This window comes from Pseudomonas sp. GM25 (assembly GCF_000282255.1).
GTDB classification, from domain to species: domain Bacteria; phylum Pseudomonadota; class Gammaproteobacteria; order Pseudomonadales; family Pseudomonadaceae; genus Aquipseudomonas; species Aquipseudomonas aphyarum.
Genome location: NZ_AKJQ01000029.1, coordinates 180,747 through 200,750, shown reverse-complemented (window position 1 = coordinate 200,750; position 20,004 = coordinate 180,747). Strand labels below are relative to the sequence as shown.

Below are 20,004 nucleotides of genomic sequence, written 5' to 3'. Positions count from 1 at the left end.
TTTGAAACAAAAAAGCCCGACACAACGACGAAGGCCCCGTAATACGGGGCCTTCGTCTTTTCATAGGATGGGAATTTCAGCGGTTTACAGTGCAAGTCTGAGCCAGTGGCTGTGCCCGATTAAGGGTCACGGTGCCTTGCGGCGGTGCAGGCTGGCGCTGAATCTCAGCCTTCATCGCCCTCATCGTCATCCCCACCATCGACCTTCATGCCGAGTTCCTTGATCTTGCGGGTCAAGGTATTGCGGCCCCAGCCCAGCAGCACCGCAGCGTCACGACGACGTCCGGCGGTGTGCTTCAGCGCCGTCTCGATCATGATCCGCTCGAACGCCGGCACCGCGCTGTCGAGCAGGCTCGACTGACCGCGTGCGAGCGCCTGATCGGCCCACTGACGCAGCGCCTGTTCCCAGTTGGTCACGGGCGCCGAGTCCTGCGGCAGGCTCAGCAGTTCCGGCGGCAGGTCGCTGATGTGCACCTCGCGCCCGGACGCCATCACGGTGATCCAGCGGCAGGTGTTTTCCAGCTGGCGCACGTTGCCCGGCCACGGCAGGTTCTTCAGGTATTCCTCGGTCTCGCTTTTCAGCAGCTTCGGCTCCACCGCCAGTTCTTGCGCGGCGCGGCTGAGGAAGTGCTTGGCCAGGGTCGGGATGTCTTCGCGACGGTCCGACAGGCGCGGGATGTGGATGCGGATCACGTTGAGGCGGTGGAACAAGTCCTCACGGAATTTCCCGGCGTGAACCAGGGTTTCCAGATTCTGGTGCGTTGCGGCGATGATCCGCACATCGACCTTGACCGGCACGTGCCCGCCGACGCGATAGAACTCGCCATCGGCCAGTACCCGCAGCAGTCGGGTCTGGGTATCCGCCGGCATGTCGCCGATTTCATCGAGGAACAGCGTGCCGCCGTCGGCCTGTTCGAAACGTCCGCGACGCAGGTTGGCCGCGCCGGTGAAGGCGCCTTTCTCGTGGCCAAACAGCTCGGATTCCATCAGGTCTTTCGGAATCGCCGCCATGTTCAGCGCGATGAACGGTGAGGCCGCTCGTGGGCTGTGGCGGTGCAGGGCGTGGGCCACCAGTTCTTTGCCGGTGCCGGATTCGCCATTGATCAGCACGGTGATGTTGGAGTGGCTCAAGCGCCCGATGGCGCGAAACACTTCCTGCATCGCCGGCGCTTCGCCGATGATTTCCGGGGTGCGGGTCAGGGTCGGGGCGACTTCCAGGCCCTGTTGTTCCTGGGCGTGCTGATTGGCGCGCTTGACCAGCGACACCGCCTCGTCGACATCGAACGGCTTGGGCAGGTACTCGAACGCGCCGCCCTGATAGGAGGCGACAGCGCTGTCCAGATCGGAGTGAGCGGTCATGATGATCACCGGCAGCCGCGGGTGCTGCTCGCGGATCCGCGCCAGCAGGTCCAGGCCGCTGGCACCCGGCATGCGGATATCGGAGATGATCACGTCCGGCTGCTGGCGCGCGAGGCGGCTCATCACGCCATCGGCACTGTCGAAGCTCTGGGTGGTCATGCCTTCCTGTTGCAGGGCTTTTTCCAGAACCCAACGGATAGAACGGTCGTCATCGACGATCCACACGGTTTCACTACGGCTCATGTCGATGTGGCTCCTTGTTCCAGTGGCAGAAAGATCGAAAACGTGGTGTGGCCGGGGTGGCTGTCACACTCGATCAGGCCCTGGTGCTGGCTGATGATGTTCTGGGTGATGGCCAGGCCCAGCCCGGTACCGTCCGGACGGCCGCTGACCATGGGAAAGAAGATGGTTTCCTGGAGTTCCGCCGGAATGCCCGGGCCGTTGTCGATGATCTCGATCTTGGTCACCAGACGATGGCGGACGTGGCCGATGGTGAATTGGCGCATGGCGCGGGTGCGCAGGCTGATGCGGCCCAGGCGCAACTCGTTCTGGCTGCTGATGGCCTGCATGGCGTTGCGCACGATGTTCAGAACCGCCTGAATCATTTGTTCGCGGTCGATCAGGACGTCGGGAATGCTCGGGTCGTAATCGCGCACCAGCGTGATGCAGCCCTGGCTTTCGGCCTCGACCAGTTGGCAGACGCGCTCCAGCACTTCGTGGACGTTGCACAGGGCCAGCGACGGCAGTTTGTTCGAACCGAGCATGCGGTCGACCAGATTGCGCAGGCGGTCGGCCTCTTCGATGATCACGTTGGTGTAGTCGCGCAGGCTGTCTTCCGGCAGCTCCCGGGCCAGCAGTTGCGCAGCGCCACGAATGCCGCCGAGCGGATTCTTGATCTCGTGGGCCAGGCCGCGCACCAGCATCTTGCTGGTTTCCTGCTTCGACAACTGGGCCTCTTCCTTGGTGATGCGCAACAGGCGATCACGGGGATGGACTTCCAGCAGCAGCAGGGTCGCGCCGTTGCTGAGGATCGGCGTCACCGCGTAATCCACGGTCAGTGTCTGGCCGGTGAGGGCAGTGAGCATCGCTTCGCGCTTGGTGAACGGGTGCGCCTGCTCCACCGCCTGGCGCAACGAGTTGAGCGCCTCGGTGGACTCGGTGAACAGCTCGCTGATGAACTGCCCATGGCTGCGCTGACCGCTGATGGCCAGCAGCATCTCCGCCGCCGGGTTCATGTACTCGAGGCGCAATTCGCTGTCGAGCAGGATGGTGGCGGTGGTCAGGTTGTCGAGTAGCAAGCGATGCAGTGCGTCACTGATGGTCATGAGGACCTCTTTTGGAGCATGGCGCGCGCAGGGATACAGCGCTGATGCGAGGAAAATGCAAAAACCAAACCAAGGCTCCGAAAAGAAGCGTTCAACCCCTGAAACGGGCGTTTGACGCTCGTTTGCGTGGCAGTCAAACCGCTCTGGCGGGTACTTTCGAACCAAAATGGGTTGGAATGTGAGTGCGGTGCAGCGTATTGCACCAATATAGTGCGCAAAGCTGAACGGCGTTAGAAGAAACGCAGGAAAGGATTTTTCGGTTCGGCGGGTTTGTCTTTCAGCGGGCATTCCGGGCGCACGCCGTAGTCGGCGCTGACGCACGGTTTGACTTGACGCTTCTGTGCCAGGGAAATGCGCTGCATGTGGAACGGCTGGTTGGCGGTTTTCTCCACGGTTCGGCCCTGAGCGTCGAGGATCTCCACCGACAGGTTGTGGCTGCCTCGATCGATGTTGCTCAGCGGGAACACCGGACTCAGGCCGGGTTCGCCGACGGCCTGGCCATCCAGCAGCAGGCGATACAGATGACCTCTTTGCAGGCCCGGCTCGCTGGTGACGCTGACGATCAGCTCGCCGGCGCTGCTGCGAATGGTTGCGTCAGGCTCGGGGATCAGCACGCGCAGCATGTCGTAGTGGAACAACGGCGGCTCTGCTGATTTTTTCGAAGTCGTGACCGGTGCAGCGGCGGTCGGATTCGAGGCCATGCGATTGCTGGTAGCCAGCGGCACACGCTTGGCGTTGCCGCGCGGTTGATCGGTGTAGACGCGATTACCCTGTGCATCGATGTAAGTGAACACCTCGGCCGATGCGCCAAACGCGATCAGCAACAGGCACAGGGCAATCAATCCCCGCGTCATGGCTTGTGCACCCGCTGCACGGTGAACACCACCGCCGGACTCTGCTGAATGATCGCCTCGCCATTGATGACCTGCACCGCCAGCCGATGTTCGCCCCGGTCAACGTTCACCAGTTGCAGGATCGGCACGTTGCTCGGCTGGCCATAGGGCGCATCATCGAGCAGCAGACGCAATTGATGCGGCGGTTGCAGGCGCGGCTTGATCAGCACGCTGACCGTGAAGGTGCCGTTGTTGGCGCGCAGGGCCTCCTCGGTGGGCAGGCCGGTCAGCTCCAACACTTCATAGGCATTGCTCGCAGGCTCACGGCTGGCCGTGCCTGACGACGGCGCACTCGCTGCCTGAGGCTGGACGCTGTTGAGCGGCGGCAACTCCACCGGCTGCGCCTGCACGCCGTCCGGCGCGTGATCGCTGTACACCGTGTTGCCGCTGGCGTCGGTGTACTTGTAGATCTGCGCTGATGCGGTACACGCGCAAACCAGCATCAGAATTAACAGCAATGACCGCATTCGGACGTCCTGTGAGCAGCGGATATCACTCCGACAATGGAATACCCTCGCCGCCAGCATAGAACACAACCAGCTCCACGGGTTCATCCCCGGTGATGCCGCGGTGACTGCGGTCGACCATCTCGGCAACGGCCTCTCCCTGCTTGAAACGCTGGCTGCGGCCATCGTCCCGGCTTTCGATTGTCAGTTCGCCGGAGAGAATATAAGCGGCGTTGGGGATCGGGTGGGTGTGCCACTGAAGCTGGGTATTGGCGGGAATCCTGAGTTTGAGCACCGACAGCTCGGGAGCGGCGTCGGGGTAACGTAGGTAGGGCGTTCCATCCCATGACGTGCGGCTTTCAAGCAAGAGCTTGCGTTCTATCTGCTCCGGTTTGTCGGGAGAGGTGCAACCCAGCAGGGTGAGAGCGGCCAGAGTGGCCAGCAGTGTCTTGAAGGGGGAGTGCTTCATCGCGTTATTCCTCGAATGGTCGTAGGAGGAAAAGGCTACGGACCGTTCACAAGGATTGATGCCGGACGATGCGCAAGTTGCTCGTGGATTTGTGGATTGAGGCTGTCGGAATTTGCCCCAAAAAAAGAGGCCTCCCGAAGGAGGCCTCTTTTTGTCACGCCGCGTAGCGCGGCGCTACCGGATCAGCAGCTGTAGTACAGCTCATATTCCAGTGGGTGTACGAAGGTGCGGACCTTGATTTCTTCTTCGGATTTCAGCGCGATGTAAGCGTCGATGAAGTCGTCGGAGAACACGCCGCCCTTGGTCAGGAACGCGCGGCCCTTGTCCAGCTCTTCCAGGGCTTCTTTCAGGCTGCCGCAAACTTGCGGGATCTCTTTAGCCTCTTCAGGCGGCAGGTCATACAGGTTTTTGTCAGCTGCGTCGCCTGGGTGGATCTTGTTCTGGATACCGTCCAGACCGGCCATCAGCAGTGCTGCGAAAGCCAGGTACGGGTTGGCAGCCGGATCCGGGAAGCGGGCTTCGATACGACGGCCTTTAGGGCTGTTGACGTAAGGAATACGGATCGAGGCGGAGCGGTTGCGAGCCGAGTAGGCCAGCATTACCGGAGCTTCGAAGCCTGGCACCAGACGCTTGTAGGAGTTGGTGGCCGGGTTGGTGAAGCCGTTCAGGGCCTTACCGTGTTTGATGATGCCGCCGATGAAGTACAGGGCGGTGTCGGACAGGCCGGCATAACCTTCACCCGCGAAGGTGTTCTTGCCATCTTTGGAGATGGACATGTGAACGTGCATGCCCGAACCGTTGTCGCCGTACAGTGGCTTCGGCATGAAGGTCGCGGTGCGGCCGTAGGCGTCGGCAACGTTGTGTACAACGTATTTCAGAGTCTGAACTTCGTCAGCTTTCTTCACCAGGGTGTTGAACTTGACACCAATTTCGTTCTGACCGGCAGTTGCCACTTCGTGGTGGTGAACTTCAACGGTCTGGCCCATTTCTTCCAGCGCGTTGCACATGGAAGTACGGATTTCGTGGTCGTGGTCGAACGGCGGAACCGGGAAGTAGCCGCCTTTCACGCCTGGACGGTGGCCTTTGTTGCCGCCTTCCACGTCCTGGTCGGACATCCACGAGCCTTGCTCGGAGTAGATCTTGAACATCGAGCCGGAGATGTCGGACTTGAACTTCACTTCGTCGAAGATGAAGAACTCAGGCTCTGGACCGGCGAATACGGTGTCACCGATACCGGTGGTCTTCAGGTATTCCTCGGCGCGGTGGGCAATGGCGCGCGGGTCGCGATCGTAACCTTGCATGGTCGAAGGTTCGATGATGTCGCAGACCAGGATCAGGGTCGGCTCTTCGGTGAACGGGTCCAGAACGGCGGTTTCGTCGTCCGGCAGCAGGATCATGTCGGAGGCTTCGATGCCTTTCCAGCCAGCGATGGAGGAACCGTCGAACATCTTGCCAACTTCGAAGAAGTCGTCTTCCAGCGCATCGCGAGCCGGCATGGTCACGTGGTGCTGAGTGCCTTTGGTGTCCGTGAAGCGCAGATCAATCCACTTGACGTCATGATCTTTGATGAGTTGAACCGACTTCGACATAGTGTCCTCCGGGTGAATTAGGGCGGGTAGTGGATGCCCTTAATAGTGGTGATGCCGGCGCGAATACTCTGCCAAGGCAACCTGCCTCACAAGGGAGCAAATTGCATGCCAGTGCCCCAGCATGGGTTTTTTGCCCCAAATTCACGCTTCTAAAGGTCGAAAGCGCCTTAAAGGCGAAAATCTCGCCCTCTAATGTAGCGCTCAAATCGAAAAATGACCCGTTTTGGTGCGTGCAAAACCTTCTGCACATTAACTGGTTAAACCTTGAGCAATTTCCGCTATAATCCGCGCCCCCCTTTTTCGGCTGGCCCTGCGCGCGCTGTTTTCATGAAACTAATCGTAAAAGTCTTCCCCGAGATCACCATCAAAAGCCGACCTGTCCGGACGAAATTCATCCGCCAGCTGGCCAAGAACATCCGCACCGTGCTCCGCGACCTGGACCCGGCCGTGGTGGTGAGCGGTGTGTGGGACAATCTCGAGCTGGAAACCCGCGTCACCGATCCCAAGGCCCTGAAAGAGATGGGCGAACGCCTGACCTGCATGCCGGGCATCGCGCACTTTCTGCAGATCGACGAGTACCCGCTGGGTGACTTCGACGACATCACCGAGAAGTGCAAGCAGCACTACGGTGATGCGCTGGCCGGGAAGATTTTTTCGGTGCGCTGCAAGCGTGCGGGCAAGCATGCGTTCAGCTCGATGGACGTCGAAAAATACGTCGGCAGCAAGCTGCGCCGTGAGTGCGGTGCCGCCGGAATCGACCTGAAACAGCCGGAAATCGAAGTCCGCATCGAAGTTCGCGACAAACGGTTGTTCGTGATCCACAGCCAGCACAATGGCATCGGCGGCTACCCGCTCGGTGCGCTGGAGCAGACGCTGGTACTGATGTCCGGCGGCTTTGACTCGACCGTTGCCGCGTATCAGATCCTTCGTCGCGGCCTGATGACGCACTTCTGCTTCTTCAATCTGGGCGGTCGTGCCCACGAATTGGGCGTAATGGAAGTCGCGCATTTCATCTGGAAGAAGTACGGCAGCTCGCAACGCGTGCTATTTGTCAGTGTTCCGTTCGAGGAAGTATTGGGCGAAATTCTCGGCAAGGTCGACGACAGTCATATGGGCGTCGTATTGAAGCGTATGATGTTGCGCGCAGCGTCGAGCATTGCCGAACGCCTGCACATCGATGCGCTGGTTACCGGCGAAGCGATTTCCCAGGTATCGAGCCAGACGTTGCCGAACCTGTCGGTCATCGATTGCGTCACCGACAAGCTGGTGCTGCGACCGCTGATCGTCGCCCACAAGCAGGACATCATCGACACGGCCGACCAGATCGGTACCGGTGATTTCGCCCGGCACATGCCGGAATACTGCGGCGTCATCTCGGTCAACCCGAAGACCGCCGCCAAGCGTGGCCGGGTCGAGCACGAAGAGCAGGAATTCGACATGGCGGTGCTCGAGCGTGCGCTCGCAAACGCCAGACTGGTGCCGATCGATCGGGTGATCGACGAATTGGGCCAGGATTTGCAGATCGAAGAAGTCAGCGAAGCGCTGGCCGGTCAGATCGTCATCGACATCCGCCACCCGGATGCCGCCGAGGATGACCCGCTGGAACTCGCCGGCATAGAGGTACAGACGATGCCGTTCTACGCAGTGAACGCTCGTTTCAAGGAACTGGACCCTACTCGCCAGTACCTGCTGTATTGCGACAAAGGCGTGATGAGTCGCCTGCATGCCCACCATTTGCTCAGTGAGGGGCATGCCAATGTGCGCGTTTATCGACCGAGCTAAGTGCCCGGGGCTGTTTGCCTGTGGCCTGCGTCACCGGCCCCCCGACACCGCCGTCAAGCTGTAACGGCCATGCCGGACACTACTGTCAATCGCTGCCAAGACTTGTCAGCAAACCGAATCCTCTGATCGAGATACACAAGTGATCGAAAATCTACGCAACATCGCCATCATTGCCCACGTTGACCATGGTAAGACCACCCTGGTAGACAAACTCCTGCGTCAATCCGGCACCCTGGAGCGCAACGAGCTCAACGACGAGCGCGTGATGGACTCCAACGACCAGGAAAAAGAGCGCGGCATTACCATTCTGGCGAAAAACACCGCCATCAACTGGAACGGCTACCACATCAACATCGTGGACACCCCGGGCCACGCCGACTTCGGCGGCGAAGTTGAGCGCGTAATGTCCATGGTTGACTCCGTGCTGCTGCTGGTCGACGCTCAAGACGGCCCTATGCCGCAAACCCGTTTCGTGACCAAGAAGGCTTTCGAAGCCGGCCTGCGTCCAATCGTGGTCATCAACAAGGTTGACCGTCCGGGCGCGCGTCCTGACTGGGTTCTGGACCAGATCTTCGATCTGTTCGACAACCTGGGCGCTACCGAAGAACAACTGGACTTCCAGGTTGTTTACGCTTCGGCCCTGAACGGCATCGCCGGTCTGGACCACACCGCCATGGGCGAAGACATGACCGCGCTGTACCAGGCGGTAGTCGACCACGTTCCGCCTCCGGCTGTTGACCGTGACGGTCCGTTCCAGATGCAGATCTCCGCTCTGGACTACAACAGCTTCCTGGGTGTTATCGGTGTTGGCCGTATCGCTCGTGGTCGCGTCAAGCCGAACACCCCGGTTGTCGCTATCAGCGCCGACGGCAAGCGCCGCAACGGTCGTATCCTGAAGCTGATGGGTCACCACGGTCTGCACCGCGTTGACGTTGAAGAAGCTGCAGCTGGCGACATCGTCTGCATCAGCGGTTTCGACGAGCTGTTCATCTCCGACACCCTGTGCGACATCAACAACGTCGAGGCGATGAAGCCTCTGACCGTTGACGAGCCAACCGTTTCCATGACCTTCCAGGTAAACGACTCGCCATTCTGCGGTAAAGAAGGCAAGTTCGTGACCTCCCGTAACATCAAGGATCGTCTGGACAAAGAGCTGCTGTACAACGTTGCACTGCGCGTTGAAGAAGGCGACTCGGCTGACAAGTTCAAGGTATCCGGCCGTGGTGAGCTGCACCTCTCGGTACTGATCGAAACCATGCGTCGCGAAGGCTTCGAGCTGGCCCTGGGCCGTCCTGAAGTGATCATCCGTGAAGTTGACGGCGTGAAGCAGGAACCGTTCGAAAACGTGACCATCGACATCCCTGAAGAATCCCAGGGCAAGGTCATGGAAGAAATGGGTCTGCGTAAAGGCGACCTGAGCAACATGGTGCCGGATGGCAAAGGCCGTGTTCGTCTGGAATACAACATCCCTGCTCGCGGTCTGATCGGTTTCCGTAACCAGTTCCTGACCCTGACCAACGGTGCTGGCATCCTGACCTCGATCTTCGACCGTTACGCTCCAGTGAAGTCGGGCCACATGTCCGGCCGTCAGAACGGCGTTCTGGTTTCGGTTGAAACCGGCAAGGCACTGACCTACTCCCTGGAAACCCTGCAGGCTCGTGGCAAGCTGTTCGTGGAACACGGCCAGGAGATCTACAACGGTCAGATCGTTGGTCAGAACTCCCGCGACAACGACCTGGGTGTGAACCCGACCAAAGGCAAGAAGCTCGACAACATGCGTGCTTCGGGTAAAGACGAAACCATCGCTCTGGTCCCACCTGTTCGCTTCACCCTGGAACAGGCTCTGGAATACATCCAGGAAGACGAGCTGTGCGAAGTTACTCCTAAGTCCATCCGTCTTCGCAAGAAGATCCTGGACGAAAGCGAGCGTACCCGCGCTGCCAAGAAAGCCAAGGCATAAGATTTAGCCAGGCTTGAAAAAAACGCCCCCGGTCGAGAGACCGGGGGCGTTTTTGTTTGTCTGGCTTTTGGAAGTATTGTTCCCACGCAGAGCGTGGGAACGATCAAGCGGGATCAGAATCGTTCGATCGACCGCGAATTCTGCACCCGCTCCACTTCCTTCGGCTTGTACGCGCAGTAACCCGGGCGCGGGCCGATCTTCGGGTGGTTGCGGCAGGTGTCCGGGCGCTTGTCATAAATGGTGCACAGGCGGCTCTTACGATCCAGGTAGTAGCAATCGTTGTTGCTCATGCGCTGCAGGGTGAAGATCCCCGACTTCTGGTTGAAACGCTCGACCAGACCTTCTTTTTGCAGACGCTTGGCGATGTTCTTCGGCGGGTCGCCCAGTTCGAACTCGTCGACCACACCGATGCGCACCAGATCCTTGATCTTGACCTCGACCGGCAGCGTGCAGCAGCTGGAAACGCACGAGCCGCACATCGGGGCCGAATATTTGGCCCAGGTATCGAGACGGTCGATCTCGGCTGCGGCGATCAGGTTGGGCTTCATCATCGGTGTTTACCAGGCGTGTGCATCAGGGCGCGCGATCATACCGGGACTGGTGGATTTTTGAACAACCTTTCGCCAGATTTTTTCTTCATGAACCCGCATCGTCCGACAATTCGGCACGGCCCCTGCATTCATTACCGCATTCGCCAGGGTATTGCCGGACGAAGTCTCACTCTCAGGAAAAACTGCCGAACCAGAGCCCCTACCGTCGGTCAGACCGTCTAGGCTCTGACAATTCCCCGCTCGCTCGAGGTCCTATCGATGACTCAAGAACCACTAGTTCGCGAAGCAGAGGTGGCCGCATTCCGCGACGCCGTCCTGACCAAACTCACCTACGCGGTGGGCAAAGACCCGGATCACGCCTTCGACCATGACTGGTTCGAAGCCATCGCCCTGGCGGCGCGCGATCACATGGTCGAGCACTGGATGGATCACACCCGGCAGATCTACCGCAAAGGCCAGAAGCGGGTGTATTACCTCTCGCTGGAATTCCTCATCGGCCGCCTGCTGTACGACAGCCTGAGCAACCTCGGTCTGCTGGACGTCGCCCGTGAAGCGCTGACCGAACTGGGCGTCGATCTTGAGCGCATCCGCATCCTGGAGCCGGATGCGGCGCTGGGCAACGGTGGTCTCGGACGTCTGGCGGCGTGCTTCATGGAAAGCATGTCGACCCTCGGCATCGCCGGCCACGGCTACGGCATTCGTTATGAGCACGGCCTGTTCCGCCAGGCCATCGTCGACGGCTGGCAACAGGAGCAGACCGAGCACTGGCTGGATTTCGGCAACCCCTGGGAGTTCGAGCGGCCAGAGGTGGTCTATCCGATCGGCTTTGGCGGCAGCGTCGAAACCGTCACCGACGCCAGCGGCAAGTCCCGGCAGGTCTGGCACCCGGCGGAAACCGTTCGGGCGATTGCCTACGACACCCCGGTGGTCGGCTGGCGCGGGGCGAGCGTCAACACCTTGCGCCTGTGGCGGGCGAGGGCCATGGAAGATCTGCACCTGGAGCGCTTCAACGCCGGTGACCACCTGGGCGCCGTCGCCGAAGTGGCCCGAGCCGAAAGTATCTCCCGCGTGCTTTACCCGGCGGACAGCACCGAAGCCGGGCAGGAACTGCGCCTGCGTCAGGAATATTTCTTCGTCGCCGCGTCGCTTCAGGACTTGCTGCGCCGTCATCGCAACATGCACACCTCGGTGCTGACCCTCGGCGATCACGCGGCGATCCAGCTCAACGACACGCACCCCTCGATCGCCGTCGCCGAACTGATGCGCCAACTGGTCGATGTTTACGATGTGGCCTGGGACGCGGCGTGGCAAGTCACCGTCGATACGCTGTCGTACACCAACCACACGCTGCTCCCCGAAGCGCTGGAAACCTGGCCGGTGGGGCTGATGGAACGCATGCTGCCGCGGCACATGCAGATCATTTACTTGATCAACGCCCAGCACATCGATTCGCTGCGGGCCAAGGGCATCCACGATTTCGACGTGCTGCGCGCAGTCTCGCTGATCGAGGAAGACAACGGCCGTCGGGTGCGCATGGGTAACCTCGCGTTCCTCGGTTCTCACAGCGTCAACGGCGTGTCCGGGCTGCACACGCAGCTGATGCGCAAAACCGTGTTCGCCGAACTGCACAAGCTGTATCCGGAGCGGATCAACAACAAGACCAACGGCATCACCTTCCGCCGCTGGCTGTACCAGGCCAATCCGGAACTGACGTCGATGCTGGTCGATTCCCTCGGTGCGGATGTTCTGGATAACCCCGAACAGCGACTGCTCGATCTTGAGCCGTTCGCCGAAAAACCCGCCTTCCGCAAAGCCTTCGCCGAGCAGCGGTTGCACAGCAAAAAGGCCTTGGCTTACCTGATCCATGAACGGCTGGGGATCGCGGTCAACCCGGCGGCGATGTTCGACGTGCAGGTCAAACGGATCCACGAATACAAACGTCAGTTGCTCAACCTGATGCACACCGTCGCGCTGTATCAGGCGATCCGTGCCGAGCCGGAAATCGACTGGGTGCCACGGGTGAAAATCTTCGCCGGCAAGGCAGCGGCGAGTTATCACCAGGCCAAGCTGATCATCAAACTGACCAACGACATCGCCCGGGTGGTGAACAACGACCCGACCGTGCGCGGCCTGCTGAAAGTGGTGTTCCTGCCTAACTACAACGTCAGCCTGGCGGAAAGCATCATTCCGGCGGCGGACCTGTCGGAGCAGATCTCCACCGCCGGTTTCGAGGCCTCGGGCACCAGCAACATGAAGTTCGGCCTGAACGGTGCGCTGACCATCGGCACCCTCGATGGCGCCAACGTCGAGATGTGCGAAAACATCGGCGCCGAGCACATGTTCATCTTCGGTCTCAGCGCCCAGCAGGTCGAGGCGCGCAAGCAGAACCACGAGTTCAGCGCCTTGCCGGACATCGCCGCCTCCCATCGCCTGAACGATGTGTTGCAGGCGATCCGCAGCGGGGTGTTCTCGCCGGATGACACGTCGCGCTACACCGGGCTGATCGATTCGCTGGTGGATTACGACCGGTTCTTCGTCTGCGCCGATTTCGACTCCTACTGGGATGCGCAGATGCGTGTCGATGCGCATTGGCACGACGCCAACAACTGGTGGCGCTCGGCGGTGTTGAACACTTCGCGTATGGGCTGGTTCTCGTCCGACCGGACGATCCGCGAGTACGCCACGGATATCTGGAAGGCACTGGAGTAACTTTTAGCGACAAATGTGCGCCCGGCCCCACGATTGTTGGGCCGGGCCGATATACTGAGCCTTGGTTCCGCCCCGCCACGGGGCTGCTCAGGGATATCGACCATGCAATGGATGTTCATGTTGATCGGGCTGCTGCTCGGCTGGCTGCTCGACGAGTCGTTCAGCGATGCGCTGTTGGGCGCGTTGCTGGGGCTCGCCATCGGGCAGGCGATGCGCATTGCCCGGCTCGGTTCGCAGGCTGCCGAGCAACAGCGTCAGCTGGATCACGCGAAGATCGCGTTGCAGGGCGTCGAACAGCGACTGTTTCTGCTGGAGGGCGCTCCGGTGCATTCGCCAGCGCCGCCGAGTGTCGCGCCGGCCAGCGAAACGGTCGTTGAGCCCGTCACGGTATTTGAACAACCCGCTGCCGCAGAACCCGAGCTGGTCTGGGAACTGCCACCCGAACTCGAACCTGTCGCCGTCGCCGCCAGCGAACCGAGCCAGCCGCTGCCGGTCGATGTCTGGCGCCCGGAGCCCGTCACCCGCGAACCACAACCGCCCGCCGAACCTCGTGGCCCGAACCTTATCGAGCGCGGCATCAGCGCTGCGCGTAACTGGCTGTTCGGTGGCAATACCGTGCTGCGGGTCGGCGTGGTGCTGTTGTTCTTCGGTCTGGCGTTCCTGCTGCGCTACGCCACCGAAGGCATGGTGGTGCCGATCGAATTGCGTTACGCCGGGGTTGCGGCGGCAGCGCTGGGATTACTGGCGCTGGGCTGGTGGTTGCGCCATCGCAACAACAGCTACGCCTTGATGCTGCAAGGCACCGGGATCGCGGTGTTGTACCTGACGGTGTTTGCGGCGATGCGCCTGCACCCGCTGCTCGATCCGTCTGCTGCGCTGGGCTTGCTGGTGGCGGTGACGGTGTTTTCGGCCATTCTGGCCATCACCCAGGATTCCCTGGCCTTGGCCTGCGTCGCCGCGCTGGGCGGTTTCGCCGCGCCGATCCTGACCTCCACCGGCGCCGGCAATCATGTGGCGCTGTTCAGTTATTTCGCGCTGCTCAACGCCGGCATTCTGGCCATCGCCTGGTTCAAGGCCTGGCGCCTGCTTAACCTGATCGGCTTCGTGGGCACCTTCGGCATCGGTTTCGCCTGGGGCCTGCGCTGGTACACGCCGGAGTTGCTGTGGAGCACCGAGCCGTTCCTGATTCTGTTCTTCCTGATGTACCTGGCCATCGGCCTGCTGTTCGCCCGGCGCAAGTTGCTGGACATGCCGGACGCCCCGGCGGACGACGACCGCGAGGCGTTGCTGCACTGGTCGGCGCGCAAGGGCGACTACGTCGACGGGACGATGCTGTTCGGTCCGCCGCTGGTGGGTTTCGGTCTGCAATTCGCGCTGGTCCAGCATCTGGAATTTGCAGCGGCGTTCAGCGCACTGGCGCTGGGCATGATCTACATGGCCCTCGCCAAAGTGCTGATGGGTGGCCGCGCATTGTTGCTGGGCGAGACTTGCCTGGCACTCGGGGTGATTTTCGCCAGCCTGGCGATTCCGCTGGGGCTGGATGCGCGCTGGACCTCCGCCGCCTGGGCGGTGGAGGGCGCAGGGATTTTCTGGCTGGGCTTGCGTCAGCAACGGCCGTTGGCCCGGGCCTTCGCGTTGCTGCTGCAACTGGGCTCGGCGCTGGCGTTTCTCAGCCAGTTACGTGTCGGCGAAAGCAGCCTGCTCGACGGTGCGCCGTTGGGCGCATTGATGCTCGGCGCGGCGTTGTTGTTCAACTTCTATCAATTGCGCAAGGCGTCGCCGGAGCAAACTTCACCGTGGGAGCGTCAGGGCTTGCCGGTGCTGGCGTGTTTGGGGCTGACCTTCCTGTATCTGCTGGCGCCGCTGTTTTTCTTCACCCACGGCACGGCGATCAGTTGGGCGCTGGCCGGTCTGGTGACCTTGTTCGTCGGCTTGCGCCTGCAATCGCGCACGTTCCTGTTCACCGCGTTTGCCGTGCAACTGCTCGGCGGAGCGTTGTTCCTGTTGCGCCTGCAAGGGGCGGGCGAGGATTCGGCGGCCGTGTTCAGCGCTGGCTGGAGCGGTCTGCTCAGCGCATCGCTGATCGGTCTGGCGTTGATCGCCGGCATGTTGCTGGCGGCACGTGACGAGATGGTGCGCAGCGATGTGCGTCTGCTGCGCGGTTTGTCGGTGGTGCTGCTGGCAGGTCTGGTGCTGATCAATCTGGCGGTGTTGTTCGTCCTGCCATGGCAGACCGCGAGCGCGGTATGGGCGGCCAGTGGCTTGCTGATCATCTGGCTCAGTCTGTACCTCAAACAGCGCGTGAGTTTTGTTTTCGGTCTGCTGTTGCAACTGATCGGCGGCGCAGCGTTTTTGCTGGCCGGCCCCGAGCTGTTCGGGCCGTTGTCCAGCGAAGGTCTGCGTCCGCTGGCCCATGGCGGATTCTGGACGCCGCTGGTGCTGGGCCTGGCGGCGATGATCGGGGCGTGGCGGCTGCAACTGGGCAATCACGCTTCGGCGTTCGATGTGCTGAGTTTGCAGCGATTGTCCGAAGTGTTGCTGGTGTGGGGCGCCGGTTGGTGGGCGTTGGCGTGGGTCAGCGAAGCGCTGCGTTTTGCGCCGCTGAATCTGCAGGCAACGCTGTTGCTGCTGGTCGCCGCGCTGAGCGTCGCGTTGTGGACGCTGTTGGCCTTGCGTCTGAAATGGCCGTCGCTCGGGTTGCTCTGCACCGTGCTGATTCCGGCGGCCGGACTGGTGTTGCTCGGGGCGTGGCACTCGCGTTATCACCCGGCGGCGGATTTCGGCTGGCTGGCCTGGGCGGCGGTGTTCGTCGTGCATTTCATCAGCCTGCGGCGTCTGGCGCCGATGTTGCCGGCGCGGTCTTTGAGCACGGCGCATGTGCTCGGTTGCTGGCTGCTGATCGGCGTGCTGGCGCTGGAGTTGCGCTACGGCCTGCTGCTGTTGTCCGAGCAGTACAACGCCTGGCGCTGGCTGGGCTGGGCGATTCTGCCGAGCGTGTATCTGTTGCTGATGGCTGCGCCGCGTCAGTGGCCGTGGCCGGTGGCGGCGTTCCCTCGCGAATATCGCCTGTACGCGGCGGCGCCGCTGGCAGTGCTGATGCTGGTCTGGTTCTGGCTGGCCAATGGCGTCAGCGATGGCAACGCCGAGCCACTGCCTTATGTACCGCTGCTCAACCCGCTGGAATTGGGTCTGCTGTTTGCGCTGTTCGGTGTCTACGTCTGGTCGCGCAGCGCCGTGGCCGAGCTGTCGATCCGCCAGGATTACGCGGCATACGCGACGCAACTGATCGCCGGTGTTTCGCTGTTCGCGTTCTGCACCGCGCTGGTGACTCGCGCCGCGCACCATTGGGCGGGGATTCCGTTCGAGCTGGATCTGCTGCTCGAATCGATGCTGGTGCAGGCCGGTCTGTCCATCGTCTGGACGCTGATGGCGCTCGGACTGATGATTGGCGGGCACCTGCGTCATCGCCGCGAAGTGTGGCTGATCGGCGCGGCGCTGATTGCGCTGGTGGTGGCCAAACTGATTTTTGTCGAATTGAGCAACCGTGGCGGACTGGCCCGGATTGTCTCGTTCATCGGCGTCGGCGTGTTGCTGCTGGTGGTGGGCTACTTTGCGCCGCTGCCGCCCAAACGCGTCGAAGCTGTACCGGCGGCGGACAAACCGGCCCCGGAAACCGAAGGAGTGTCGTCTTGAGTCGCAAGCTTAATCTCGGGTGGCTGTTGCTGGGCGTGGCCATGACGGCCGGCGCCCAGGAAAAACCGGCGGACTTCGCCGCGCAGGTGCCGTTGTCGGTCAGCGGTTCCGGCCCGTGGTATCGCCTCGAACTGCCGCTGAGCGTGCAGTTGCAGGCTCGCCAAACCGATCTCAGCGACCTGCGGGTGTTCAACGCCGCCGGAGAACCACAGGCCTATGCGCTGGCCCGGGAATCGGCGCAGACCCGCGACGACGGCCAGTTGCATGAGGTGAAGTGGTTCCCGCTGTACAACTCGGCGGATGCCACCGAACGCGCGCCGAGCGTTCGCGTGCAATCCACCACCACCGGCACGCTGGTGGAAGTGCAGCCGTCCAGTCAGCTCGAAGCCGGTGAAGAAGTGCTGCGCGGCTGGCTGCTCGACACGAGTGCGATCAAGGCGCCGTTGCAGCAACTGATCCTCGACTGGACCAGCGAGCGCGACGGCTTCCAGCGTTTCAGCATCGAGGCCAGCGACGACTTGCAGCACTGGCAGGCCTGGGGTGAAGGCCAGGTCGCGCGCCTGACCTTTGCCGACGAGCGGGTCGAGCAACATGAAGTGGCGCTGCCGGGGCAATCGGCGCGGTATCTGCGTCTGCTCTGGGATTCGCCGGCCTCGGCGCCGGTGCTGACGTCGGCGCAACTGAAAAGCAGCGACCCGCGCAACCTGCCGCTGCCATTGGTCTGGTCGCCGGCGCTGGCCGGCAGCAGCGGCAAGCCCGGGGAATACACCTGGCAGTTGCCGATGGGGCTGAACATCGAGCGGGTGCAGGTCGAACTGAAACAGGCCAACAGCCTGGCGCCGGTGACACTGTCGGGACGTCGCGAAAGCAGTCTGCCGTGGCAACAGCTCAGTAGCGGCTTGCTCTATCGCCTGACCCAGAATGGCCAGGACGTGGTGCAGAACGAATTGCAGCTCTACGGCCAGACCGTGCAGCAGTTGAAACTGACGGTCGACGAACGCGGCGGCGGTCTCGGCGAACAGGCGCCGAGTGTGAAATACGCGGTGCGCGCCACTCAGGTGATCTTCCTCGCGCGCGGCGAAGGACCGTACAGCCTGGCGCTGGGCAATCCGACCGTGAAGACGGCGAACCTGCCGCTGACCACGCTGATCCCCGATTTCAAACCGGAGAAACTGGCCACGCTGGACAAGGCCACGGTGCAGGGCGAAGCGCTGGCGACCCAGACTTCGACGGCCACCACCTCGGCCACGGCGGACACCAACTGGAAGAAGTTCGGCCTGTGGGCGGTGTTGCTGCTCAGCGTGCTGTTTCTGGCGGCAATGGCTTTCAGTCTGCTGCGCAAGCCGCCGGCCAAGTCCTGAATATGACGGGTGTGGCCTCTACACCCGTCGGGTTTCCAACTACGCTGAATCCGGTGCCTGAACTCTCTCGGTTCGATCACGTCTGATAGCAGGAATTGCACCCGACGCACGTTACCGGGCGTCATTGCTCGCTACGGTTTCAGACTCCCTGTAAACTGCGCGGGTTTTTAGCCCCCCATTCCACCGGAGCCGTCCATGTCCCGCGTTACCCTGAGTCGCTATTTGATTGAGCAGACCCGCAGCAACAACACTCCTGCCGATCTGCGTTTCCTGATCGAAGTGGTGGCGCGCGCCTGTAAAGAAATCAGCCACGCCGTGTCCAAAGGCGCCCTGGGCGGTGTTCTGGGCAGCATGGGCACGGAAAACGTGCAAGGCGAAGTGCAGAAGAAGCTCGACGTGCTGTCGAACGAAATCCTGCTCGAAGCCAACGAGTGGGGCGGTCACCTGGCCGGCATGGCGTCCGAAGAAATGGACAACGCCTACCAGATCCCGGGCAAATACCCGAAAGGCGCCTACCTGCTGGTATTCGACCCGCTGGACGGTTCGTCGAACATCGACATCAACGCCCCGGTCGGCACCATCTTCTCCGTGCTGCGTTGCCCGAACGAATACCTGAGCCAGAACGAAGCGCTGGATGAAAAGGCCTTCCTGCAGCCAGGCACTCAGCAGGTTGCCGCCGGTTACGCCATCTACGGCCCGCAAACCATGCTGGTGCTGACCCTGGGCCACGGCGTCAAAGGCTTCACCCTGGACCGCGAAATGGGCAGCTTCGTCCTGACCCACGAAGACATCACCATTCCTGAGTCCACCCAGGAATTCGCCATCAACATGTCCAACCAGCGTCACTGGGAAGCTCCGGTACAGCGCTACGTTTCGGAATTGCTGGCCGGTGAAGAAGGTCCGCTGAAAAAGAACTACAACATGCGCTGGGTCGCGGCGATGGTTGCCGACGTGCACCGCATCCTGACCCGTGGCGGTCTGTTCATGTACCCGCGCGACAGCCGCGAGCCGTCCAAACCGGGCAAACTGCGCCTGATGTACGAAGCCAACCCGATGTCGTTCCTGGTGGAACAGGCGGGCGGCGCTTCCACCGATGGTCACCAGCGCATCCTCGACATCAAGCCTGAAGGCCTGCACCAGCGCGTAGCGGTGTTCCTCGGCTCGAAAGAAGAAGTCGCCCGCGCCACGGCTTACCACAAGGAATAAACCATGAACGCGCCCTGGCAGCCGTTGCTCGATTGGTGGTTCGGTCACTCCGAATCGGCTACTGAAGTGACGGCGCAACAGGGCGGGTTGTGGTTCGGCAAGAAAGACAGCCAGGACCTCGAAGCGCGTGAGCGTTTCGGGGTCTTTGTCGATCAGGCCCTCGCTGGCGAATTGACCGAGTGGACGCAACGTCCCGAAGGTTGGCTGGCGGTGGTGTTGCTGCTCGATCAACTTCCGCGAATGATCTTTCGCGATACGCCCAAGGCTTTTTCCGGTGATCTACGGGCCCAGAAACTGGTTGCTCAGGGGATTGCTGCAGACTTCGATCGGCAGTTGAAACCGATCCAGCGACTCTTCATCTACCTCGTCTTCGAACACTGCGAAAACCTCGCGGTGCAGAATGAAGCCGTCTCGCGATTCATCGAACTGGTGGCTGAACAGCCGGAGGCGGAGCGTGGGGTGTTTGCCGACAACCTGGATTATGCCGAGCGGCATCAGAAGGTGATTGCGCGGTTTGGACGGTTTCCGCATCGCAATGCGGTGTTGGGGCGGGAGTCTACGGCGGAGGAGTTGGTGTTTCTTTCGCAACCAGGGTCGAGTTTCTGAATCAGTATCAAGACGACTGACCTCTTCGCAGAAAGGCCCGCGAAGAGATCAGTGAG

At 61.5% G+C, this 20,004-nt stretch carries 14 protein-coding genes; 7 read left to right on the top strand and 7 right to left on the bottom strand.

What is annotated here, in order from left to right; translation table 11 throughout:
* Positions 1-164: 164 nt before the first annotated feature.
* From ntrC to glnA, 6 genes are all read right to left on the bottom strand, one after another.
* A complete protein-coding gene (gene ntrC / locus PMI24_RS07695; protein ID WP_007952518.1) occupies positions 165-1,601 on the bottom strand; it encodes a nitrogen regulation protein NR(I) in 1,437 nt (478 codons plus the stop codon).
* Positions 1,598-2,683, bottom strand: coding sequence for a nitrogen regulation protein NR(II) (gene glnL, locus PMI24_RS07690; protein WP_007952516.1), 1,086 nt, complete (start codon positions 2,681-2,683; stop codon positions 1,598-1,600). Before glnL ends, ntrC begins: the two co-directional genes overlap by 4 nt.
* A 230-nt stretch (positions 2,684-2,913) precedes the next feature.
* Positions 2,914-3,537, bottom strand: coding sequence for a DUF4124 domain-containing protein (locus tag PMI24_RS07685; protein ID WP_007952513.1), 624 nt, complete (start codon positions 3,535-3,537; stop codon positions 2,914-2,916).
* Positions 3,534-4,043 (bottom strand): DUF4124 domain-containing protein, encoded by a 510-nt coding sequence (locus PMI24_RS07680; RefSeq protein ID WP_007952511.1) that lies wholly within the window; start codon positions 4,041-4,043, stop codon positions 3,534-3,536. The genes PMI24_RS07685 and PMI24_RS07680 overlap by 4 nt, the downstream gene beginning before the upstream one ends.
* 25 nt (positions 4,044-4,068) lie before the next feature.
* The gene (locus PMI24_RS07675; protein ID WP_007952509.1) at positions 4,069-4,491 is read right to left on the bottom strand and encodes a cupin domain-containing protein; all 423 of its coding nucleotides are present in this window, start codon (positions 4,489-4,491) and stop codon (positions 4,069-4,071) included.
* Between the two features lie 182 nt (positions 4,492-4,673).
* Positions 4,674-6,080, bottom strand: a complete 1,407-nt coding sequence (gene glnA, locus PMI24_RS07670; protein ID WP_007952507.1) for a glutamate--ammonia ligase — start codon at positions 6,078-6,080, stop codon at positions 4,674-4,676.
* A 327-nt stretch (positions 6,081-6,407) separates the two neighbouring features.
* Between glnA and thiI the strand changes: the two genes are divergently transcribed.
* Together thiI and typA are read left to right on the top strand one after the other, a co-directional pair.
* Positions 6,408-7,862: a tRNA uracil 4-sulfurtransferase ThiI gene (thiI, locus tag PMI24_RS07665; protein WP_007952504.1), complete on the top strand. Its 1,455-nt coding sequence runs from the start codon at positions 6,408-6,410 to the stop codon at positions 7,860-7,862.
* Between the two features lie 139 nt (positions 7,863-8,001).
* Entirely contained in the window at positions 8,002-9,822 is a 1,821-nt protein-coding gene (gene typA, locus PMI24_RS07660; RefSeq protein WP_007952502.1) for a translational GTPase TypA, read from the top strand.
* A 113-nt stretch (positions 9,823-9,935) separates the two neighbouring features.
* Here typA and PMI24_RS07655 read toward each other — a convergent pair whose 3' ends face one another.
* Positions 9,936-10,373, bottom strand: a complete 438-nt coding sequence (locus PMI24_RS07655; RefSeq protein WP_007952500.1) for a YkgJ family cysteine cluster protein — start codon at positions 10,371-10,373, stop codon at positions 9,936-9,938.
* A 258-nt stretch (positions 10,374-10,631) separates the two neighbouring features.
* Here PMI24_RS07655 and PMI24_RS07650 point away from each other — a divergent pair, with 258 nt between their 5' ends.
* From PMI24_RS07650 to PMI24_RS07630, 5 genes are all read left to right on the top strand, one after another.
* Complete coding sequence (locus PMI24_RS07650; RefSeq protein WP_007952498.1) at positions 10,632-13,082, top strand: glycogen/starch/alpha-glucan phosphorylase; 2,451 nt, start codon at positions 10,632-10,634, stop codon at positions 13,080-13,082.
* Positions 13,083-13,184: 102 nt separating this feature from the next.
* Positions 13,185-16,775 carry a DUF2339 domain-containing protein gene (locus PMI24_RS07645; RefSeq protein ID WP_007952496.1) on the top strand — a complete coding sequence of 1,197 codons (3,591 nt, stop codon included), beginning with the start codon at positions 13,185-13,187 and terminating at the stop codon, positions 16,773-16,775.
* A complete protein-coding gene (locus tag PMI24_RS07640) occupies positions 16,772-18,136 on the top strand; it encodes a DUF3999 domain-containing protein (protein WP_007952494.1) in 1,365 nt (454 codons plus the stop codon). The genes PMI24_RS07645 and PMI24_RS07640 overlap by 4 nt, the downstream gene beginning before the upstream one ends.
* Before the next feature lie 195 nt (positions 18,137-18,331).
* Positions 18,332-19,342, top strand: coding sequence for a class 1 fructose-bisphosphatase (locus tag PMI24_RS07635; protein ID WP_007952492.1), 1,011 nt, complete (start codon positions 18,332-18,334; stop codon positions 19,340-19,342).
* Positions 19,343-19,345: 3 nt separating this feature from the next.
* Positions 19,346-19,948, top strand: coding sequence for a DUF924 family protein (locus PMI24_RS07630; protein WP_007952490.1), 603 nt, complete (start codon positions 19,346-19,348; stop codon positions 19,946-19,948).
* Positions 19,949-20,004: the final 56 nt, after the last annotated feature.

Bases quoted from the DNA above. Each gene is read 5' to 3' on its own strand.
- ntrC (WP_007952518.1), bottom strand. From the start codon at position 1,601: ATGAGCCGTAGTGAAACCGTGTGGATCGTCGATGACGACCGTTCTATC.
- glnL (WP_007952516.1), bottom strand. From the start codon at position 2,683: ATGACCATCAGTGACGCACTGCATCGCTTGCTACTCGACAACCTGACC.
- PMI24_RS07685 (WP_007952513.1), bottom strand. From the start codon at position 3,537: ATGACGCGGGGATTGATTGCCCTGTGCCTGTTGCTGATCGCGTTTGGC.
- PMI24_RS07680 (WP_007952511.1), bottom strand. From the start codon at position 4,043: ATGCGGTCATTGCTGTTAATTCTGATGCTGGTTTGCGCGTGTACCGCA.
- PMI24_RS07675 (WP_007952509.1), bottom strand. From the start codon at position 4,491: ATGAAGCACTCCCCCTTCAAGACACTGCTGGCCACTCTGGCCGCTCTC.
- glnA (WP_007952507.1), bottom strand. From the start codon at position 6,080: ATGTCGAAGTCGGTTCAACTCATCAAAGATCATGACGTCAAGTGGATT.
- thiI (WP_007952504.1), top strand. From the start codon at position 6,408: ATGAAACTAATCGTAAAAGTCTTCCCCGAGATCACCATCAAAAGCCGA.
- PMI24_RS07655 (WP_007952500.1), bottom strand. From the start codon at position 10,373: ATGATGAAGCCCAACCTGATCGCCGCAGCCGAGATCGACCGTCTCGAT.
- PMI24_RS07650 (WP_007952498.1), top strand. From the start codon at position 10,632: ATGACTCAAGAACCACTAGTTCGCGAAGCAGAGGTGGCCGCATTCCGC.
- PMI24_RS07645 (WP_007952496.1), top strand. From the start codon at position 13,185: ATGCAATGGATGTTCATGTTGATCGGGCTGCTGCTCGGCTGGCTGCTC.
- PMI24_RS07635 (WP_007952492.1), top strand. From the start codon at position 18,332: ATGTCCCGCGTTACCCTGAGTCGCTATTTGATTGAGCAGACCCGCAGC.
- PMI24_RS07630 (WP_007952490.1), top strand. From the start codon at position 19,346: ATGAACGCGCCCTGGCAGCCGTTGCTCGATTGGTGGTTCGGTCACTCC.